Here is a 21,849-nt window from a genome sequence, read left to right on the forward strand (position 1 = left end):
TATTTCTTTAGGAACACCTTTTTCTATTACTTCTTCAATTATATTTTCAACTTCTTCAAAATCAACAGATGTTTTTGGTTTTCCTTTGTTTTTTAATTCTTTTATGAAATCTTTTACTCCTCCAAGAGAGTTCCTTTCGATAACTTTTATTGGTATTTGTAAATTCGATGCATATTCTAGTATCTCTTTCTTTTTTTCAAGAGACTTTTTATCGCAAACAATAAGGTTTGCCTGTTCTATGTTTTTAACTATTCTTCCCTTTAGCCTTATAGAGTGAAGTGCACGTTCAATATAACTTGCATTTATTCCAAGAGCAAATATCTTTAACTCACTATCTTTTTGATTCTCTATGCTTGTCTTTTCTTGATTTATTTTTAACTGTTCAAACATTGTGCTTTCGCCCGACTTTCTTATTTCTGGAAATACAGGAAAACCACGTAACAAAGCATCAACTGTCTCTGCAACATCATGATAGATTGCAAAAACTCCTCTTTCTCTTATCTCTATTAACGTATCGAATGTAGGAGGTGATTTCCTTTCAAGCACAGTTTTTTGAGTTCCTCTTCTTGCAGCTTCTTCATCACTAAGAGTGACAGATGTTATACCACCTATGAGATCCTGAAGTGTTGGATTTACAAGTAAATTTTCTATACTTGTCCCGTGTGCCGTTGCAATAAGCCTAACACCTCTTTCTGCAATTGTTCTGCATGCCTTTGCTTCTTCCGCCCTTCCTATTTCATCAATAATGATAACTTCAGGAAAATGATTTTCAACTGCCTCAATCATAACTTCTTCCTGTGCAGTACCAAATGGGACTTGCATCCTTCTTGCATTTCCTATTCCTGGATGTGGAACATCACCATCTCCTCCAATTTCATTGGACGTATCTATTACAATAACTCGCTTACCAAGTTCAGTACTAAGAACCCTTGCCGCTTCTCTTAAAAGGGTTGTTTTTCCAACGCCAGGTTTTCCAAGAAGAAGCAAATTTCTCTCGCTTGTTATAATATCTTTCAATACCTCAACGGTTCCGTAAACTGCTCTGCCAACTCTACAGGTAAGTCCAATTACTTCGCCTCTTCTATTGAACACACCTGAAATTCTATGTAGTGTTTTTTCTATTCCAGCTCTATGGTCTCTGTCAAAAACCCCAATTTTTTGAAGTGTCTCATTGATCTCTTCTCTTGTTACAGGTTCGTCTCTTAAATAAACAGTTCTATTTGTAAACCTTGCTTCGGGTTTTCTACCTAAATCTAATACTACTTCGATAAGATTATCAAATTCTCCAATATTTTGAAGTTTTTCCTTTATGTTTTTAGGCAGAATTTCCAGGAACGCTTGTTTTTCAAATTCAGTTTGTTCGTCTCTCATTCATCCTCCAGAAAAATTCTTCTATATTTTTTCTTATCTCTTCAATATCTCCAAATAGACTGTAAATTTCGTATTTATCTGTATCAATAGTTAAAACTGGTGAAATTTTAAAATTTTTGATCCACTCTTCGTATCTATCGTTAAGCTTTTTAATATAATTTCTTCTAATGGTTTTTTCGTAGCCTCTTCCTCTTATTTTTATTCTCTCCATAAGTGTATCTACCGAAGTCCTTAAATATATTATAAAATTTGGTGGAGTTATTATTTCAAGATAGTGCTCGTAAATTTTTTTGTATATTTTGTATTCACTTTCGTTTAAAAGGATTTTAGCAAATATTTCAGCATCTTCATAAATGGTTCTATCAAGAATGATGTTTGAAGAATTCTTTTCTATTCTTAATTGAAGGTTTGCCCTTTCAGTAAGAAAGAATAATTGTGAATGAAACGCCCATCTTTCTGGATCTTTATAAAATTTTTTAATAAAAGGATTTTTTGCTTCCGGTTCTTCAAGTATATCAAACTTCCATTTTTCGCTTAAGTATTTTGAAAGAGTTGATTTGCCAGAACCTATATTTCCTGCTATTGCTACTATGAATTTTGGCTTCATTTTATAAGTTGTCTTATTGTAGAAAACGGGTAGTGCATATTCTGTAGAAGTTTTGCAATAAATTCGTTAGATTTAACTCTTTTTTCTCTTTTAAGGTCAAAGATTGCATTTAATCCTTGTACTGCAAGAAAACTTCTTCCCATATCATACACAAAATCTTCTATAAATTTTTCCTTATCTAATAATATTTTATCTTCGTTAACAAAATTTTCAACTGAAAGCATATTCCAATTTCTAAAGTAAATTTCATTTTGAATATAAGCTTTCAAAATTGTAATGTACTCCTCGTAATAATAAACTAATTCAAATTGTCTTCCTAAGTTTCCTTTTATATCATCGAATATTATTCTTCTTAGGTATACTGGAAGCCCATTGTAAAGAAGTTGATTTAAAAAATACTTTTTTTTGCTCTTAATACTAACTCTATAGAAGTTTATGAAAGGTTTGCCAAGAAATAAGTTTGATATTATTTGGTATAGTAAAGAGTAATAATTTTCTTCATTTCTCACAATAAAAAGAACATTCCTTTTTGTATCAAATTCTCCCGACGGTATCGTATAACCAATGAGACTTGAAAGAATATCGGGAAATTCACTTGAATCAATAAAAACCTTTTTTTCAAATTCGATTTTTTCATAAGGCAAAAATGTCCTTATGAGGCTTTCAATTGAATTTAAAATATCTTTTATTGCGACTTCATTATACTGCTCTCTTTGTGAAATTACTTCTTTAATGGTTTCCTTATAAGGGTTTGCAATTTTTATTTCTCTTGCTTTCTTTATCAAATTCTCAGATATTGAAATAAGGTTATCTTCTAAGAATCTTTTTAAATCCACAAAATTATTGTCGAGATTTTGGAAATCGAGAATTCCTTTCAATTTGACATCGCTTCCTGCCTTAATTGATTTAATTAATTTTCTTAATTCATTTAGTGATTCTATTGCGTTTGTTTTTTCCAATTTCAAGTTTTCTTTTTTGTCAGTATCGCTTTTTGTAAGCAAATATGTTGAGAATTGATTAATAAAGTGCTCAAGATAATCAATCTCTCGTAATATTGCCTTCCTCTCAAGCTCCGTTATATTAACTACATAAGTTCTTATGTAATCATTTACATACTTTAATGTACTTAGTCTTTCGGAAAAGTTTCTGCTTCTTATACTTATTGGTTTCGTTTGGACTAGAGCAACAGACACTATGCCAATGAAGGCATCAAAAACAAAGAACTGTGGATTGTCGTATAATCCGTCATCAACAAATTGAAAAGTGTTTTCTAAAAACTTTTTAAATGTTTTTGAGTCATGTGTTTTTAGATTTTTATTTTTTTCCTCATAATTCTTTAATGAAGAAAGTGTCTCGCTTATAAAATTTTTAAAATTATTTAATTCATTTCTATCGTAAGTAGAAAGTTTGTAGTCATATCTATGAATTCCCCTAAGTGTTGCAAAAGATGAAAAGAAATAGTAATATTCATCAAAGAAATTTTCTATTAGTGAATCAAGATCATTTTCAATTTTCATCTAGATTCACCTCTACATTATCAAGATCTATTTTTAGATTAACTGTTTCTCTTTTGTTTCCATTTATATTTTCAAGTGTAAATTCAGAAGGTATACCATTATTTGAGAGATTCAACGTGAGAGTATTTTTCGAATCGCTACTCGAAAAAATGAATTTTGTAGGTGTTTCATATTTAACTTTTTCATTTACTGATGCTAAGAATTCATTTATAACATCCACAAGAGGAATTATAACTAAATTATCAGCAAGAAAATCCTCCTTGTTCTCAGTAATCTCTTGTATTTGTCTGCCGTTTTCCCTCGTGTAAACTCTACCAGAAATAACAAAAATTTCCCTTTCCGTTATTTGTCCATTTTGGTTCGTAATAGTTTTAGTATATTTATCTTCACCATTAATGACCTGGACAAAGGTGTATGAGTATCCTGTTTCAGAATTAGTGAGCTCATATTTGTATTTAGAAACCTTGCTTGCCCAAATGTTAATTTGTTCCTTTATGTAAGATAAATCTCCCTCTGTAAGGTTAACTTGTATGACTCTATATATTGGTTTTATCCCTATTTTTAACTTAGTTGCTTGATAACCAATTCTTTCAAAAATGAGAAACTGGTTAAAATTTAAATCTAAAAATTTTGCAATACCTTGCTCGTTTGTAAGAAAATTATTTACCTTTACTCCACTAATAGGAGTTTTTAGTGCTTCGTCAAAAACTTTTACCTCTGTAATGTTAAACAGAAGCACAATAAGTATGAGAATTCCAAGTGAATTTATTAAATACTTTTTCATGTTAATAAGTCCTGAACATTTGTGGCCTTATAAATTTCTGGAATTTGTGTGCCAAGGAATGTACCATACCAGAATCTCATTAATTTCTTGTATGGATTATCGACTTGTATATCTTTTATTCCTTCATTAATGATGTTAGTCCTTAATGTTGTTGAAACATATTGATCTTTTTTACTCCTTAAACAGTCTTCTCTGATCTTCTCATAATGTTCCTTAAAATATTTTTCCTTTTCGTTAGGGTTTTTAACATATACTTGTGAAAATTCTTCATAGAAATTTTTCACTTCTTGCTCTGAAACTGTTATATCTTTTGTTAAGAGATCTATTTCTTTATCGGCTAACAACTTCTTATAAACTATATCTCTTAACGATGACTTTCTTACGCCAATTGTGCTTAAAAAATCTTCTAATGCAAGTTCCTTGTTGTTAAAACCTTGAGATACAGAATCTCTAAGGTTTGCAATATAAGAATCAATTTCGGATTGGCTTACATTTAAATTATCTCTTAGTGCTTTATTATAAAGAATTCCATCTGAGATTGCATTTATGTAGGCAAGTTGAAGGACATTCCTTGAGGCTGCAAGTGATTTCGGATCTCCAGTTTGGAGATTGGGGAGCGGAGAATTTAAAGTTTTCGAAGCAAGATAAATTTGATAATTTATTTCATCGTATGTTATCTTATCGTTGCCAACTTTAAGATAAACATTCTTCCAAGGAAGGATGAGACTTACATAGAGTGATACTAAAAGAAGAATAACAGATAATACAACTACTGAACCGATGATAATTGGTTTTTTGTAACTCTTACTAATTTTTTTTCTTTTTACTAATATTTTCTTCCTTTCCATATCTTAACTTCCCGAGGATGGATTTACAGGTTCAAGGGGCTGTGTTGTTGTGCTGTTCTGTTGATTTGTGGGGCTTGTAGTTGAAGGCTTTGACAAATTACTTATCCAATTGTTAAAGTTATTAAACGGAGTGACTAAATATTTATTCAAGAAATTTGCAAGGATTCTTCCAGGATTGGTAGTTCTTACATGGTATTTTCTTTTTAGCTCATCTATGAACTGCTTCTTCAATTCTGCTTTCTTGTTGTTAATAAGTTCATCCTTAACTTTATTGTAGATATCTTTATCTTCAAGCGTCGCTTTTTTTGCGGGCTGTTTGTCGATAAGTTGAGCTACAACATAAGAATTTTGCACAAGTATTGGATCTGTAATATCGCCTTTTTTGAGATTCACAACTGCACTAAAAATCTCGGGTTTCTCATCTTTTGTAAAGAATCCAGTTTCTCCATTTTTAGATTTAGTGGTCTCATCTTGTGAAAACCTTTTTACTGCTTCTATGAAACTCATTCCATTTCTTGTTTGAATTGAGATACTTTTTGCGGAAGTATATGCATTTTCTTTTGATTTTGCATCTTTTGGATCAAAGTTGAATTGAACAATCCTTACGTTTACTTTTTCTGGTTGGTCATAGGTTTCAGCAACCGTTTTTTTACCCAAGATGTGAATTATGTGATATCCATATTGGGTTTTAATAGGTCCTATTATATCGCCTACTTTGGCATTGGGGTTGAAACACGCATCTTCAAATTCTTTAACCATTTGTCCTTTTGGAAAATAACCAAGGTTTTCGTATTTTAGAACTTCCTTGCCATTGTTTTTGTCATTTATTTCCTTAACTTTCTTTTGAGCAAAAGTTGCGAAATTAAAATTTTTATCCTTAGCTTTTAAATCGTTTATTTCATTTAATATTTCATCAGCCAATTTTTTTGCATTATTTATTTGAGACTTATTTGGATTATCAGGCAGAAGAACAAGAATGTGCTCAGCAGAAACTTCTTTTATTGAGTTGAAATATTGCTTTATTTCTTCATCTGTAACTTTTATATCTTTGTATTTTTGATCTAAGGCCGCTTGTGCAAGAAGGGGTCTTTCCACATAAGGTCCGTAGATTTTCTCAAGGTACTGTTTATATGCATCAAGAGATCCGTACTGTCCAGTTACAAAATCTAAAAATGTTTTTTCTCCATTATTTTTCTTTCCTTGTTCTATTGTCTGATTTATTTGATCTTCCAAATTTTTCTTGTATTGTGTTTCGTCTATCTTCAGATTATGGTCTTTTGCATATTGAACAAGAAGCGATTCTTCAATTAAACTTTGAAGGATATTATCTTTAAGTTGCGCTTCTTGTTGTTGTGTTAAAGTCATGTTTAATTGTTTATATAAATCTCTGTAGTAGTTTAACTCATTATTTACCTGATCGATAGTGATAGTTTCTTTTCCAACTTTTGCTGCCATGTTTCTTTCTGCATATCCCCAGACAGCAGAGGCGCTACCTAAAACTAAAACTGAAATAAGAATAACAATTAAAATTTTTACCCATAAAGGAGTTGGTTTTTCTTTTTCTACCCTAGGAAGTTTTCCTTCACGTCTTAATTTTTTAATTTTGCTCTGCCTACCCATTTATACTCACCTCTCATTTCATAAAATTCCATTCTAATGTATTATATTTATTTTTGTATAAATCATATGCAATTTCTAATTCCTCCTTGGTTAAGTTGCTTTCAACCATTTTTTCTCCTAAAACTTCTTCCATACCTTTTTTTAAGGTCTCTTTTATATCTTTGAAGCCAACTTCTCTTCTCAATTCGTCTGATAAAGATGAAATTTTATGTTTTCCAATTTCTATAAGTCTTTCTCTTTGTTTTTCTTCAAGCTTGAAGCATTTAAAAATTGACTCAATATCAACTTTGTAAAGTATAGAACCGTGCTGAAGTAACCCAAATTTATTTCTCATCTGGGCGGATCCAACTACCTTTTTTCCATTCATTAAAATATCTGAAAATGTAGGTGAAGCAAAACAAGAAGGACTTGAAACTTCTTTATCTTCACTTTGAGAGAAGTATGCATTTCCTCCCATTATCTCAATTGCGCGAATTATTCCTTTTGAAAGAAAGTGAAAAGAATCTAAGAGGTTCATTTCAAGAATTTTGTTAGGATAGGCAATCGTTATACTATAAGTTAGCTCTTTATCGTGAAGCACAGCTCTGCCGCCTGTAGGTCTTCTTACAAAATCAAACCCCATTATTTTGAGATTCTCAAAATCAACTTCCTTGTTTGCACTCTGAAAGTAGCCAATAGAAAGAGTTGGGGGTTCAAACTGGTAAACACGAAGGACAGGAGGAGTGCCAAAATTTGCCTGCGCAATTAGTAGTGCCTCGTCAATTGCCATATTCATGGCACCATTGTTTTTTCCAGTGTCAATAAACCTATACATTACCCAAAATTTTATCAGAATTTGTTTTTTTAATCAAGCCAAACGGAAAAATTTTAAAAGATATATTTTTGTAGTAAAATATTAAAGCCTAAAAAACAATAATGGAGGTTTAAATGGAAATTAAAAGAGTAATTATTTTGGTTCTTGATAGCGTAGGAGCAGGTGAAGCAGAAGATGCTATAGAGTATGGTGATTGGGGTGCAAACACCATATTGCATACTCTTCAGTATAATCCTGATTTAAGGTTACCAAATCTCGAAAGACTGGGATTAAGGGGTGTTGTTTTTAATGAAAATGGAAACTATATAGCTTCATATGGAAGACTTCGTGAAAACTCTAAAGGGAAAGATTCTATTAGTGGTCACTGGGAGATGGCAGGAGTCATTCTAAAAAAGGCCTTTCCAACATATCCAAATGGTTTTCCGAAGGAAGTAATAGATAAGTTTGAAAAACTTACAGGCAAGAAAGTTCTTGGAAATAAACCCGCTTCTGGTACAGAAATAATTAAAGAATATTATGAGGAACATAAGAAAACAGGTAATCCAATAGTGTATACTTCAGCTGATTCAGTTTTTCAAATTGCGGCCCATAAGGATGTAATACCTCTTGATGAACTATACAAAATGTGTGAAATTGCAAGATATGAAGTTTGTGTAGGTGAACATGAAGTTGCAAGGGTTATTGCAAGACCTTTTATAGGAACTCCTGAAACAGGTTTTATTAGAACTTCAGAAAGAAGAGATTATGCAGTAAAACCTCCTCATAAGACTGTTTTGGATTTGATAAAAGAGAAAGGATTGAATGTAGTAGGGATTGGAAAAATTCATGACTTATTTGCTGGAGTAGGTCTTACAGAAAGTATTCATACTGAGAACAATATTGATGGCTTGGAAAAGACAATTTTAGAAGTTTTGAAGGATTATGAGGGGATTATTTTTACCAATCTTGTCGAATTTGATGCAAACTGGGGACACAGGAGAGATTTTAAAGCATATGGCAATGGACTCAAAGATGTAGATAATATGATTCCAGCAATTCTTGAAAAAATGAAACCCTACGATATGTTAATTATTACGGCAGATCATGGTTGTGATCCAACTTTTAAAGCTCATACAGACCATACACGTGAATTTACACCATTGATTGTTTATGGTGATCATGTTAAACCAAATGTTAATCTTGGTTTAAGACAAAGTATTGCCGATATTTCAGCGACTTTGTCACAGATATTTAATGTTGAAAGAATTAATGGTTCAAGCTTTCTTGATTTAATTTACAAATGAGTGTGGAGAAACTTAGAAAGCTATTATTACTTGAAAGGAAGAGAGGCTATAAAAATGATTCAGTAATTGGAGGTTTCGATAAGTTTGTTTTAGACTTTATTGATAGAACTGTAGATTTCAAGAAAAATGAATTACTTAAAATATTTTTAAACTATAATTCATTACCTTTAGAGAAACGAAAAGAAGTTATTAGTAAAGCGTTTGAAATCTTAGATGAAGTAAAACTGAATGACAACGAACAAGGCAAAGAAGAAAGTGAAGTTAAAAGAAATACGTATTCAGAAACTAGTGTTGAAAATAGAATAAAATTATCTGATTTATTTACACCTGTTCAATTTGTTAAAGGTGTTGGGCCTGAAATTGCAAAGAAACTCAAAAAACTTAATATTGAAACTGTTTATGATTTGTTGTATTATTTTCCCCGAGCATATCTTGATCTTAGAAATGTAAAGAAAATTTATTCTTTGAAAAATGGCGAAGCAGCTTTGCTTAAAGTTAAAATTGTTTCGGTTCAGGAAAGAAAAGGAAAATTAAATATTGTTTCAGTTTTAGGAACAGATGGTACTGGCTATATAGTAGCTACATGGTTTAACCAACCGTATTTAAAAAACATTCTTAAAGAAGGTATGGAAATTTTCTTGTTTGGAAAAGTGCAATTTTCATACGGTAAATGGGAAATGCCGTCACCTGACTACGAAATTCCTCAAGAGGGAAAGGAACTTATCAATACATTGAGAATTGCCCCAGTTTATAGTTTAACAGAAGGTTTAAGTCAGAAGATTTTAAGGAATAAATTGATAAATCTTATCGAAAATACTGGAAGTAAATTATTTGACTATGTAGATGAAGAAATTTTACAGAGAAGGAATATGGTTTCTTTAGATTACGCAATTTCTAACATCCATTTTCCACAAAGCTTTGAGAGTTTGAAGAAGGCAAAAGAACGTCTTATTTTTAATGAATTATTTGAACTGCAATACATTTTAGGTAGAAGGAAACATCTTATAGAAGAAAGCGAGGGATATAGATTTGTTATTAAAAAGGAATATATTGACGAATTTAATGCTCTAATCCCTTTTGAGCTTACAATAGACCAGAAGAAAGTTATTCAAGATATCATTGATGATCTTACATCTGGACATCCAATGAACAGACTTTTGCATGGTGATGTAGGTTCTGGAAAGACAATAGTTGCTCTTTTTTCATTATTTATTGCTTATAAAAATGGTTATCAATCAGTGATGATGAGCCCAACTGAAATACTTGCAGAACAGACTTTTAAAACTGCGAGTACAATATTTAAAAATACTCCAATAGAGCTTGCTCTTTTAACTTCAAGCACTTCAAGTAGAAAGCGAAAAGAAATTCTTGAAGGTTTGGAAAAACATAAAACCGATATGGTTTTTGGAACCCATGCACTAATTGAGGAATCTGTCAAATTTGCGGAACTTGGGCTTATAGTTGTTGATGAACAACACCGTTTTGGGGTGCTCCAGAGAGGTTCATTAAAAGAAAAAGCAATAATTCCTCATACGCTTGTAATGAGCGCAACGCCAATTCCCCGAACTCTTGCATTAACTTTATACGGAGACCTTAATGTAAGTGTTATAAAAGAGCTACCAAAGGGAAGGATTCCCGTTATTACAAGAGTGTTTTATAATGAAGAAGAGCTTGCATATAGACATGTAAGAGAAGAATTAGACAAAGGTCACAAGGCTTATGTTGTTTGTCCTCTTATTGAAGATTCAGAAAGTTTGGATGCGCAATCTGTTGAAAAAGTGTATGAAAGATTAGCACAAAATCATCTCAAAGGGTATAAAATCGCAAAGTTGCACGGTGGAATGTCAGGAAAGGAAAAGGCCCAAGTCATGGAAGATTTTAGAAACGGGAAATACCAAATTCTTGTATCCACTACAGTTGTTGAAGTGGGGGTTGATGTGAAAGATGCAACTGTTATTGTTATCGAAGATGCAGACAGATTTGGTCTTGCAACACTTCACCAGTTAAGAGGCAGGGTTGGAAGAAGCAATCTTCAGTCTTATTGTTTTCTTATCACGCGGAACCCTTCTAAAGATGCGATTGAAAGACTCAACATTCTTGAGAAAACCAACAATGGTTTTGAAGTTGCCGAATTTGATTTGAGGCTCAGGGGGCCTGGAGAAATTTTTGGGACAAAACAGTCTGGTCTTCCTGACTTTAAAATAACTACTCTTGTGGGGGAAATGGATATGAAAATTCTTGAAATTGCAAGAGAAGAAGCATTAAATCTTCTTAGTGGAAATACAAAATATGATCCCGAAAAACTAAAGGAGTTTTATAAACTGCTATCAATTAAATATAAGAATAAAATTCCGCTCATAGAGGTTGCATGATGAGAGTTGTGACTGGTAAGTTCAAAGGAATGGAAATCGTTTCACCACCAAAAGATTTAGAACTAAGACCTACAAGCGATAGAGTAAGAGAAGCCATTTTTGATGTAATTCGTTTTGATATTTACGGAAAGGTTTTTCTCGATTTATTTGCGGGTTCTGGAGCTGTGGGTATAGAAGCTTTAAGCGAAGGCGCTGAGTTTGTTTATTTTGTCGAAAACAATCCGAGGGCAATTCAAGTAATAAAGAGAAATATTTTAAGATTCGGGATTATAGATAATTCTAAAGTTATTTTTAAAGATGTTTTTAAATTTCTGTCCAAGCCTGAATTAGAAAGAAAAATTGATTTTATTTTCCTTGATCCTCCTTATAAAATGCACTTTGTAAGTCAGATACTTGAAATACTCAAAGATTCTTCTATTATTGAAAGCAATTCAGTAATTATTGCTGAACATTCAAAAGAAGAGATATTAAATGAAGAATATAAGGGCCGTTTATTAATTTCGAAATATAAAGAGAAAAGGTATGGGAAGATCTTAGTTTCTTATTTTGTAGCAGAGTAACTAATCAGAACGTTGGCTTAAAAATAATGTGTATAAGGAACATGAACCCGTAAATATAAAGTCCAGTTAGAAATAGCAGCAACCAAGAGTTTAACCCTAAATTCTGGTCGAGCTTTGTTTCCTTAAACAAAGGTTTAAGAATTTGGAAATATATTTTAGAAAGAGGAACCTTTTCCCCTAAATTTCCAAGTGAGAGAATTCCGCTTATTACAATTAAAAGGCTCCCTTCAAAAAAATAAGTGTTTAAAAGTGAAATTAAATTAGGCCCATATATTATGTATGTAATTAAAAAGGTTATAGAAGCCAAAACAAAGGCAACAGCAAAGCATGAAGTTAAAATTTTAATTGTTTGTTTTATCATCAAAATGTATTATAATTCCAATGGTTTAATTTGCAAGGTGCATAACAATGAAAGAAATTTTTTTTAAAAAGGAAAGTCTTGAAAGTGCAATAAAAATCTTTAGCGACGCGCTAAAAGAGAAAAGAGTTTTCAAAAAGTTAAAAGAAGAGGAAATCTCTGTTTATGAGAGTTTAGGTAGAATTACTTCAAGACCTATTGTAGCGAAAATTTCAAATCCTTTCTTTAATGCCTCTGCTGTTGATGGCTTTGCGGTTAAGTCAAGTCTTACGGCATTCGCAACAATAAACAATCCAAAATTGTTTGAAATTGGAAAGGACGCGATACCTGTAAACACAGGTGATCCTATTAATTATCCATTTGACAGTGTTGTTATGGTAGAAGATGTTGAGGTAACGGAGAAATTTATTAAGATTTTTTCGCCGCTTCATATGTATGAAAATGTCCGTGTAATTGGTGAAGATTTTGCTAAGGGTGAGATTGTTGTTCCCATATACGAAAAAATTACCCCTGCCCATATCGGAGTATTAATTTCTTCTTACAATGATAGAATTTTCGTTTTAGAGAAACCGAAGGTTTTCATTATTCCAACTGGAGAAGAGGTCAAAAGATTGGGGCAGGACTTAAAAATAGGTGACGTTATCGATTCAAATTCTTATATGATTGCCTCATTCTTAAAGGAATTTGGCGCTGATCCTTACATTTCAGATGAAATTTTTCCAAACGATTTTGATATACTAAGAAAAATCATTGAAGAATCTTCAAAAAAATTTCATTTAATAGTAGTAGTTGGAGGATCAGCAAAGGGAAGAAAGGACCTTATAGGGGATGTTTTTGAAAGTTTTTCAAAAGTTCTCTTCCACGGACTTACAATACAACCGGGTAAACCTCTGATAATTGGTTTTAATGGAGACGTTCCCTTAATTGGCTGTCCAGGGTTTCCTGTTTCTTCTTACATTGATTCAAAGATATTTCTCAAAGTTGCAGTTGAACATCTTACTTCTGTTTCGTTAGATTTTCCAAGAAAAATTTTAGCAACTGTAAAAAGAGATATTCCATCTTCTTTAGGGATTGAGGAATTCGTTAGAGTAAAGTTAGCAAAGATTGATAATGATATAGTGTGTGTTCCTCTTAAGAGAGGTGCAGCAAATCTTACAACAGTTGCAAGAGGTGATGGAATATTAAGAATTGACGAAAATAGTGAAGGAATAAGCTCGGGTTCTCAAGTAGAAGTAGAACTTTTAAAAAGTGAGTTTGAAATTATTTCTCAGCTTCTTTTTATTGGCAGTAACGATCCTTTGCTTGAATATATACTAAATATGGTTAAAAAAGAAAACCCTCAGTTCAAATTTGGAATAATTAATGTAGGAAGTTTGGGAGGACTTTTATCCCTTGCAAGAGGCGAAACAATAATTACATCAATACATTTATTCGATAGCGAGACACAGACTTACAATACTCCATACCTTAAGAAATATTTACAACCTGATTCATATTTAAGACTTCATTTAGTAAATCGGAATCAAGGACTTATTGTTCAGAAGGGGAATCCCAAAGGCATTAAAACTTTAGAAGATCTTGAAAGAGGAGATGTTAAATTTATTAATAGACAAAAAGGTTCTGGAACAAGAGTTTATTTTGATTATCTATTATCAGAAAGAAGTATTGATAAAGAAAAGATAAATGGCTATGATTTAGAAGAGACAACACATTTAGGTGTAGCAAATGCAGTTAAAGATGGGATTGTGGATTGTGGAATGGGAATAGAATATGTTGCCAAATTGTTTGATCTTGATTTTATCGAATTAGGTGAGGAGGAATATGAACTTATCATCCGAAAGGATTATTTACAAGATCCAAGAATAGTTCAACTTTTGGCGAAAATTAGCGAAGTAGAGCCCAAAAATTTGATGAGAAATTTTGTTGGATATAAATGGGTTAATAAGATGAAGGAGGAATGAAAATGAAGAAAAAACTTAATCCCAATGTAATAATTCTAGGTCTTGCAAGTTTCTTTACGGATATTTCTACTGAAATGATAACTAAAGTTCTTCCCCTTTTTCTTGAGTCGATAGGCGCAGGAGGAGCGTTCATTGGAGTTGTTGAAGGTCTTGCTGAGACAATTGCTTCACTTCTTAAAGTCTTTTCAGGTTATATTTCTGACAAAGTAAGAAATCGCAAATGGCTTACGATTTTTGGATATGCTGAATCAACGATTTCAAAAGCTTTTTTGCTTGTAGTTAATTCACCTGTTGGTGTCCTTGCTGTAAGAGCTTTTGAGCGCATTGGCAAAGGAATCAGAACCTCCCCTCGTGATGCCCTAATTGCATCATATACTGATGAAACAAATAGAGGTTTTTACTTTGGATTACACAGGGCACTTGATACGTTAGGTGCAGCACTTGGCCCGCTTTTAGGTTTCTGGGTACTTGAGAAGTTCGGAAAAACAAATTATAGAGAAATTTTTAAAATAGCGCTAATTCCTGCTGTAATTGCAGTTATAATTTTGTTTTTTATTCAAGAGAAAAAACTTGAAAATGGAAAAAAAGTACATATTAGTTTCCTTTCAAATTTAAAGCTGGGAAGACGTTATTATATGTTTCTAATTTCAATTTTAATATTCACTCTCGGAAATAGTTCTGATGCTTTTATTACTATGTATTCGGGAAGTATTGGGGTACTCCCAACAACAATACTTCTTATGTGGACGTTACACAGTATTGTTTATGCAGCTTTATCGACACCATTGGGATCTCTTTCTGATAAGATTGGAAGAAAAACAACTCTTATCATTGGAATATTAATTTATGGCTTAAGTTATTTATTGTTTGCCATAACTAAGGAGCCAAATTTCTTGTGGTTTGTGTATGCTTTGTACGGTGTTTATTACGCAATGTCAGAAGGTATACAAAAGGCGTTTGTTTCAGATCTTGTAACCGATGATAAAATGAGAGGAACAGCTTTTGGCATATATAATTTTGCTATTGGCATTATGGCATTTCCTGCCTCTCTTATTGCTGGCATCCTCTATCAGTTTGTTGCACCAAACGTTCCTTTTTATTTCGGAGGTGTACTTGCAGTTGTAGCAGGAGTATTTTTGCTATTCGTTTAGTGCAAATTTCTTTATTAAGTAATAACCTAAAATTTCAAACATAATGATACTTGTAATCGTAGCAGTAAATATTGAAGTTCCGAATATTGTTAAGTATTCTCCTGAAAGATATGCAAAATATGCACTTAACATAGACTGAGGAATAATTGTAATAATAATGTTCTTTATTGAATTTGTTTCAATAATCTTTAATTTTTGAATTATAATGGCTCCAACGGACTTACCTATGAGTCTTATAAATAGTATTAAAATGCTTGGAAGCAAAAACTTTTCAATTCTTATAAGTCCAACATAACTTATCGAATAGATAATAAAGAGTGTATAAAAAATTTGGTCAATCTCTTTGAGAGAAAATCTTACAATTTTTATTATTTCATTTTTTGAGGTATTGGAAAAAACTATTCCTGCAATAAGAGATACAACGATTGAGTGAAGCTTCAAATACTCGGAAATACCAACAAAAAGCAAAATAAACGAAAATGAAGTTATAATTTGAGGGAACTTATTGAAGCCGTATCTTTCAAATCTTGAAAACAACAAACCCAATAGTATACCTAAAGCTATAGATAATATGATTTCTCCTACAGTTAATAAAATTGCATTTGTAGGCTCATTTTGGAAAATTGTTTTAAACTTTAGAAGCGGGAAAAAAAGAAAGAAAAATATCTCGGCAATCAGGTCGTCAAAGACAACTATTGCGCCAAGTTTTAACTTTGTATCTTGATTTACTTTTAGTTTTCTTATTAGCGTAATTGCAATATCTGATCCTGTTACCATCCAAATTATTGCAATCAAGATTCCCTCTATAATAGCGAGCTTGAAAAAAATTTTGGAAATAAGAAAGATTATTAAAAATGTAAAAAAAGATTGAGCTATAGCACTAAGTATTATTTTTTTATTGTATTTTAAGTAAATTATTTCAAGACCTGTTTCAAAAAGAAGTATATTTATTGCAAGTTCAATTATTATTTTAAAAATTGAACCAAATGAAGTTAAAAATTTATCTAGTGTTGGTATGAATGAGATAACAATTCCGATAATAATAAGTCCTGTGATTGTTGGGAAATCAGATTTTGAAAGTATATATGAAAGGATGAGTCCGCTAATGACAGAAATTGCTATAAAAATTATTACTTCCTCCATATTTTATTAAATATAAAGAAGTAATATTTGTCAATAGACAGAGCATCGACAAATGTTAAATTTTGGTAACAAATAAATTATTTATTATAATATGTGAGATAAAGAAAGGAATATGCAAATATGAACAAAATTGATCTGTTAAGAACTAATTTGAATAATGTTATCCTTGGGAAAAGAGAAGTAATTGATAAAGTCATTGCAGGTTTGCTTGCTTCGGGACATATACTTCTTGAGGATGTTCCAGGTACTGGCAAAACTACACTTGCAAAGGCGGTTGCATCATCTTTCGATATGGATTTTAAAAGGATACAATTTACTCCCGATATACTCCCCTCGGATATCACTGGAATAACAGTTTACGACCTTGAAAACAAAGTTTTCAAAGTGCGTTTTGGTCCTATATTTACTAATATTTTGCTTGCAGATGAAATTAACAGGGCAACACCTAAGGCTCAATCTGCACTACTTGAAGCTATGGCTGAATATAGTGTAACTATTGATGGCACTAAACACAATATTGAAAGACCTTTTATTGTTTTTGCTACAGAAAATCCCATTGAATATGAGGGAACTTTTCCTTTGCCTGAAGCACAGCTTGACAGATTTTTGATGAGATTTGCTATAGGATATCCAGATAAAGAATTTGAAAAGCAAATGCTTGGTGCAGAGAAGATTCGTGATCCTCTTGAGGAAGTCAAAGTTGTTGCAACAAAGGAGGATCTCTTGAAATTACAGGATGAAACTAAGCATGTATATGTTCATCCAAGTTTACTCGATTATTTGGTAGAATTGGCAAATACTTCAAGATTACATAGAGACATTTATCTTGGATTGAGTCCGAGGGCTACTATACATCTTATGAAAGTTGCTCAGGCCTATGCAAAAATCGACGGAAGGAATTTTGTGATACCTGATGATATAAAGTCGGCATTCCCTGATGTAGTGAATCATAGATTAATCTTAAGAGCTGACGCTAAACTTAGGGGGACGAAAGTTTCTGACGTTATAGAAGATATATTAAAGTCGGTAAAAGTGCCAACCAATATTAATTTCGAAAATGAAGTATCTTAAGAAGGAAATTAAAATTTTTTTACTGACTATTCTTATTACTTCTTTTATATTTGGTGGAATACTGTATATATTTTTGTTGATTAGTTTTGCCTATGTATTGCTTTATGCATTTTTTTTAGACAAAGTAAAAATTACAAGTTTTTCGGATGTTTCAACCTATACACTTACTCTTAATAGTAGTTTTGATTTTAATTATACTTTAAATGCAACTTCGCCCTTACCTGTTAAAATTTCATACGAGATTCTTTTGCCGCATTACATAGTTCCTCTTACAAATGGGAAAGTCGGAAAATTTTTTGGAAGAAACTTGAATACCGAAGGCAAAATTAAATGTAAAGGGAATAGGAGAGGTACCTATACTGTAGGTAAAATTGAGTTTCGAATATCTGATCCCTTAGCACTTTTTAACAGGATTGATATAACGTACAATTATAAAACTATTTTTGTCTTTCCTAATTTAGTACCACTTGAAAGGCTTAAAATTTTACTTACAGATCCTTATGAAGGTCAAAAAGCAAAATACAGAATCAATTTTGATTACTCGTATGTTGCGGGAATCCGTGACTATGCTCCTACTGATCCTATTTCGATGATTCATTGGAAACAAACTGCTCATAGGGGAAAGCTAACAGTGAAGGAATTCGATTTTAGTTCTTCTAAAAAGCTCTTTGTTGCCTTAAATTTCTACAGAAAGTCTCTTAGATTTCAAGATAATGCAACATCAATTGCAGCATCAATCATCTATTATGCAAACAAATTCCATCTTCCAAACTCAGTTATTATAAATTGTAAGCCTTTGATTTCAAGCAACGCAAAAACTGGCGAATATCATGTGCTTGAAAATTTAAAGTTACTATCAATTTCAGTTGATGATGCTTTTGAACCAGCCGAGTTTATCGAAAAAATTACTGAGTATACAGATTTTGGAAGCGAGCTCTTCTATATAGACAGAGATCTAGATTTTTCTATTTTAGAAAAGATACTTAGAATTAAGAGAAGCTTTTCAAAGATAAATATTATTCTTTTGGTAGATGAAACTTTTGTTAAACCCAATGAAAAACCTCCGAACTATTATTTTATTGAGCCTGCGTATATTAGAAAGATTACATCAGTTGAGGACGTTTTAAAAAGGGAAGGAATTTATTTTCATCCAATCTTTGGCAATGATTATTTACAAGTTTTGGAGGGATGAGTTGGAATACTTGCTTTTTACATTTCAAATAATATTTGCGGGGCATCTGCTAATCCAAAAGATAGAAAGATCAATTAATTATGGCTTTATTTTGTACTATTTCTTAATTTTTTTTGCCATTATTATTTTCTACCTAATGTCAAAATTAGAATCTTCGAAAGTTATAGTTCTCTTTCTTTCTTTTATTCTTGGTACATTTTTGGGTAGAGTCTCGAATTTACTCAATGTATTACCTTTTTCTGTCCTATATTTTTATGTCATTGACAAGATGAAAGAAAATGAAGTTTTCGAAAGGAGGCATTATTTTTTTCTTGCCTGGATTCCACTTATGGGCTTAATATCAGTTGGTTTTCGCCCAATTTTGAAAGAAATGTTTGCAACCTTATTTAATTCGATTTTTTCATTCTTGTTCGTTTATAATAGTAACTTTAGTGATTATCAAATCTCAAATTCACAGAACTTTTTTAATATTTTACGAAAAATTGGAAATGAAAATGTGTCTTCTGATATTCGTTTGCTCGTTTTTGCAAACGTCCTTTCTTTAGCCGTATCTTTTGCTATTCTTATAATTCTTACTTTGTTGTTTGTTTCTATACTTAGGACAAACACACAAAATATGGCTTTAAAGAAGAGAAGATCGCTTATAGATAAAATTCTTATGTTTCTTTTAGTTTTAATTTCAATTTTTATCATATTTGTATCACTTGCTAATATTAACAAACCCGATTTAAAGGAGATAAATCTAAATTTATTTGAGGGATTAGTTCTTCTTATGTTGTATTTTTCTTTTGTAATTTTAATTTATAGAATTTCTAAGCGTTACGTTTTAGATCTTGAGCAAAAGGAGTATTATAAAGCACCAAAAAAATTAATGATCTTACTTTCCGTATTTTTTGTTTTAATTATTGTTGGGTTATTCGTTATCATGCTTTCGGGAGAGCAAACTCTACTGGCCTTTGTTTCACTTTCAACAATCGGATTTCTCATTTTTATTTCTTACTACATATTTACTCTTAGAGGGGAAATTACAGTTTTCGAAAATCGTAAATTTTTCAAGGAAACGAAGGAATTGACTGAAAATTTTAAAAAGTTTGGTAAGGATTACCTCAATATGATAAGTGATCCAAAAGAATTTGTCATTTATCTTTATTTTCTTTCCTTGATCAATTTCGATAGAGTTGGTTTTAAATTTAAAGAAGGGATGACTCCTAAAGAATTTCTAGTAAGTTTATCACCATATTTAAAGTCTGATTTATTTATTACTTTAACAAACGCATTTTATGTAGCAGAATATTCAAATGAAGAGATTGACCCTAATATTTTAGAAGTACTAAAGAAAAATACTGAAGATATTTTAAACGAGATACTTTCATTAGATGCTCCTAAGGGGCAGTAGGAAACTGGATAATAAACTTTGTACCCTTCCCAATTTCACTTTCAACGTAAATTTCACCATTGTGCGCATATACATATTCCTTTACTATTGATAATCCTAATCCCATTCCTTCGTTTCCGTCTTTGTTGTTTTCCCCTTTATAGAATCTTTCAAAAATATGAGGAAGATCTTTTTCATTGATACCTAAACCACTATCTTCTACAACAACTTTAACTTTATCTTTCTCCTCAATAGCCGTAATTTTAATGTATCCAGATTTGGTAAATTTTATTGCATTATCAATGAGATTTGAGAAAATCTCTTTTAGTTTCAAAGAATCACCCAATATGAATATTGGTTTATCTGGAATTTCTATAATTGGATTGAGTCCCTTATCCTTTATCTTTATTGAAAAACTCTCAAAAGTGCTTTTTAAAATATTGATAAGATTTACTCTTTCAAATTCTAAAGGAAGAGTTTTGCTATCCGCGGAAGATAAATTCGTTAAATCTTTTGCCATTTTTTCAAGTCGTTCAATTTCGTTTTCGATTATATTGAATGCCTCTTGTTTCTCTTCAATGGTAAAATTTTTGTCCTTTAAAACTTCAAGGTATCCCTTAATTGACGAAAGGGGCGTTCGTAAGTCATGAGAAACATTTTGCATCAATTTTGTTCTTAGTTTTTCAATTTCTCCTAGTCTAAATGCCATGTAGTTTAATGATTCTGCAAGTTCTCCAATTTCATCTTCATTGTGTTTGTTGATCCTTGCTTCAAAATTTCCCTGTGAAATTTTTCGAGCAAAGTCTTTCATATCCACAACTGGCTTAATAATATATCTTGAGATGAAAAGTGCAACAAGAATACTTAAAAGTATCGATATACCACCTGAGATTAGTATAGTGATTCTAACAGTGTTGAGGAAGCGTGTTGCGGAAGCTGGAATGACAATGGAAACTCCTCTTCCAATTATTATCCTAATAAAAAAGAATCTTACAAGATAATCTATAAGAATGATTGAGGTCACAATAGAAATAAGGCTTACAAGTATGTGACTTAAAACCAATTTCTCTTTGAATTTCATTTTAGCATCCTGTATCCTGCGCCATAAACTGACTCGATATATTTTGGATCTTTTGGATCATCATTTAGTTTTTTTCTTATATTTTTTATATATGCATCAATTGTCCTATCATAAACAACCTCATCGTATTCATCGTAAATTTCGTTCATTATATCCTCTCGGCTTAGTACAAGTGGGGACTTTTTTGCAAGTGCAAATAAAACCTTGAACTCTCTTGTTGTGAGTTCTACTTCCTTTCCATTTTGCAGAACACGCATCTCTTTTGGTATTATTTCAAGGTCTTTTATTTTTATCTCATGCTCATTGGGATAGCTTCTTCTAATAATATTTTTAACTCTTAGAACAAGTTCTCTTGGGCTGAAAGGTTTTGTGACATAATCATCTGCTCCAATTTCAAGCCCTTCAACTCTATTTTCTTCATCTGCCTTTGCTGTTAGCATAAGGATGGGTACATTTGAGACCTTTCTTATTTCTTTTGCTACTTCTTCACCACTTTTTAAAGGTAGCATGAGGTCAAGAATAATTAGCTGTGGTTTTTCTTCCGAAAATTTTATAACCGCCTCTTTGCCATCCTTTGCCTCAACAACTTGGAATTCCGACTTTTCTAAATACATTTTTATCAATTTTCTTATGTTTTCATCATCTTCTACTACTAATATCTTTTTCACTTTTGTCACCAATTTATTATATGTTTACTTTGTGAAAAAATTATGAAATTTTTTGCTTTAATATTAAAATTGA

At 31.6% G+C, this 21,849-nt stretch carries 18 protein-coding genes; 8 read left to right on the forward strand and 10 right to left on the reverse strand.

The window, feature by feature from the left end; genetic code table 11:
* The 7 genes from ACP5SP_RS01730 to ACP5SP_RS01760 all read right to left on the reverse strand — a co-directional run.
* Nucleotides 1-1,371: AAA family ATPase (locus ACP5SP_RS01730; protein ID WP_428075922.1), on the reverse strand; the 1,371-nt coding region annotated here is incomplete at its 3' end.
* The gene (locus tag ACP5SP_RS01735) at nt 1,352-1,978 is read right to left on the reverse strand and encodes a deoxynucleoside kinase (RefSeq protein ID WP_416084543.1); all 627 of its coding nucleotides are present in this window, start codon (nt 1,976-1,978) and stop codon (nt 1,352-1,354) included. The genes ACP5SP_RS01735 and ACP5SP_RS01730, both read right to left, overlap by 20 nt.
* On the reverse strand, nt 1,975-3,495 hold the full coding sequence (locus ACP5SP_RS01740; protein ID WP_424586434.1) for a hypothetical protein: 1,521 nt from the start codon (nt 3,493-3,495) through the stop codon (nt 1,975-1,977). The genes ACP5SP_RS01735 and ACP5SP_RS01740 overlap by 4 nt, the downstream gene beginning before the upstream one ends.
* Nucleotides 3,485-4,279, reverse strand: coding sequence for a hypothetical protein (locus ACP5SP_RS01745; RefSeq protein ID WP_416084545.1), 795 nt, complete (start codon nt 4,277-4,279; stop codon nt 3,485-3,487). Before ACP5SP_RS01745 ends, ACP5SP_RS01740 begins: the two co-directional genes overlap by 11 nt.
* Entirely contained in the window at nt 4,276-5,127 is an 852-nt protein-coding gene (locus tag ACP5SP_RS01750; protein WP_424586435.1) for a hypothetical protein, read from the reverse strand. Before ACP5SP_RS01750 ends, ACP5SP_RS01745 begins: the two co-directional genes overlap by 4 nt.
* A 3-nt stretch (nt 5,128-5,130) precedes the next feature.
* Complete coding sequence (locus ACP5SP_RS01755; protein WP_416084547.1) at nt 5,131-6,747, reverse strand: peptidylprolyl isomerase; 1,617 nt, start codon at nt 6,745-6,747, stop codon at nt 5,131-5,133.
* Between the two features lie 13 nt (nt 6,748-6,760).
* The gene (locus ACP5SP_RS01760) at nt 6,761-7,561 is read right to left on the reverse strand and encodes a lipoate--protein ligase family protein (protein WP_428075925.1); all 801 of its coding nucleotides are present in this window, start codon (nt 7,559-7,561) and stop codon (nt 6,761-6,763) included.
* 113 nt (nt 7,562-7,674) lie between these two features.
* Here ACP5SP_RS01760 and ACP5SP_RS01765 point away from each other — a divergent pair, with 113 nt between their 5' ends.
* The 5 genes from ACP5SP_RS01765 (at nt 7,675) to ACP5SP_RS01785 (ending at nt 15,246) form a co-directional block, all read left to right on the forward strand.
* A complete protein-coding gene (locus tag ACP5SP_RS01765; RefSeq protein ID WP_428075927.1) occupies nt 7,675-8,844 on the forward strand; it encodes a phosphopentomutase in 1,170 nt (389 codons plus the stop codon).
* Nucleotides 8,845-8,846: 2 nt separating this feature from the next.
* The gene (gene recG / locus ACP5SP_RS01770) at nt 8,847-11,216 is read left to right on the forward strand and encodes an ATP-dependent DNA helicase RecG (protein WP_424586439.1); all 2,370 of its coding nucleotides are present in this window, start codon (nt 8,847-8,849) and stop codon (nt 11,214-11,216) included.
* Nucleotides 11,216-11,776 carry a 16S rRNA (guanine(966)-N(2))-methyltransferase RsmD gene (gene rsmD, locus ACP5SP_RS01775; protein ID WP_416084551.1) on the forward strand — a complete coding sequence of 187 codons (561 nt, stop codon included), beginning with the start codon at nt 11,216-11,218 and terminating at the stop codon, nt 11,774-11,776. The genes recG and rsmD overlap by 1 nt, the downstream gene beginning before the upstream one ends.
* A gap of 408 nt (nt 11,777-12,184) precedes the next feature.
* Entirely contained in the window at nt 12,185-14,095 is a 1,911-nt protein-coding gene (locus ACP5SP_RS01780; RefSeq protein ID WP_424586441.1) for a molybdopterin biosynthesis protein, read from the forward strand.
* Between the two features lie 2 nt (nt 14,096-14,097).
* Nucleotides 14,098-15,246: an MFS transporter gene (locus tag ACP5SP_RS01785; RefSeq protein WP_428066290.1), complete on the forward strand. Its 1,149-nt coding sequence runs from the start codon at nt 14,098-14,100 to the stop codon at nt 15,244-15,246.
* Here ACP5SP_RS01785 and ACP5SP_RS01790 read toward each other — a convergent pair.
* Nucleotides 15,235-16,389, reverse strand: coding sequence for a cation:proton antiporter (locus tag ACP5SP_RS01790; RefSeq protein ID WP_428075929.1), 1,155 nt, complete (start codon nt 16,387-16,389; stop codon nt 15,235-15,237). The two genes, ACP5SP_RS01785 and ACP5SP_RS01790, sit on opposite strands and share 12 nt — an antisense overlap.
* A gap of 120 nt (nt 16,390-16,509) precedes the next feature.
* On the opposite strand from ACP5SP_RS01790, the gene ACP5SP_RS01795 reads away from it, so the two are divergent.
* From ACP5SP_RS01795 to ACP5SP_RS01805, 3 genes are all read left to right on the forward strand, one after another.
* Nucleotides 16,510-17,460, forward strand: coding sequence for an AAA family ATPase (locus ACP5SP_RS01795; RefSeq protein WP_416084557.1), 951 nt, complete (start codon nt 16,510-16,512; stop codon nt 17,458-17,460).
* Nucleotides 17,447-18,652, forward strand: a complete 1,206-nt coding sequence (locus ACP5SP_RS01800; protein WP_416084558.1) for a DUF58 domain-containing protein — start codon at nt 17,447-17,449, stop codon at nt 18,650-18,652. The genes ACP5SP_RS01795 and ACP5SP_RS01800 overlap by 14 nt, the downstream gene beginning before the upstream one ends.
* 136 nt (nt 18,653-18,788) lie before the next feature.
* Entirely contained in the window at nt 18,789-20,048 is a 1,260-nt protein-coding gene (locus ACP5SP_RS01805) for a hypothetical protein (RefSeq protein WP_428075932.1), read from the forward strand.
* Here ACP5SP_RS01805 and ACP5SP_RS01810 read toward each other — a convergent pair.
* Both ACP5SP_RS01810 and ACP5SP_RS01815 read right to left on the reverse strand, forming a co-directional pair.
* Complete coding sequence (locus ACP5SP_RS01810; RefSeq protein WP_424586446.1) at nt 20,035-21,108, reverse strand: sensor histidine kinase; 1,074 nt, start codon at nt 21,106-21,108, stop codon at nt 20,035-20,037. The two genes, ACP5SP_RS01805 and ACP5SP_RS01810, sit on opposite strands and share 14 nt — an antisense overlap.
* The gene (locus ACP5SP_RS01815) at nt 21,105-21,785 is read right to left on the reverse strand and encodes a response regulator transcription factor (RefSeq protein WP_416084561.1); all 681 of its coding nucleotides are present in this window, start codon (nt 21,783-21,785) and stop codon (nt 21,105-21,107) included. Before ACP5SP_RS01815 ends, ACP5SP_RS01810 begins: the two co-directional genes overlap by 4 nt.
* Nucleotides 21,786-21,849: the final 64 nt, after the last annotated feature.

Source organism: Caldisericum sp. (genome assembly GCF_049967455.1).
Taxonomy (GTDB): domain Bacteria; phylum Caldisericota; class Caldisericia; order Caldisericales; family Caldisericaceae; genus Caldisericum; species Caldisericum exile_A.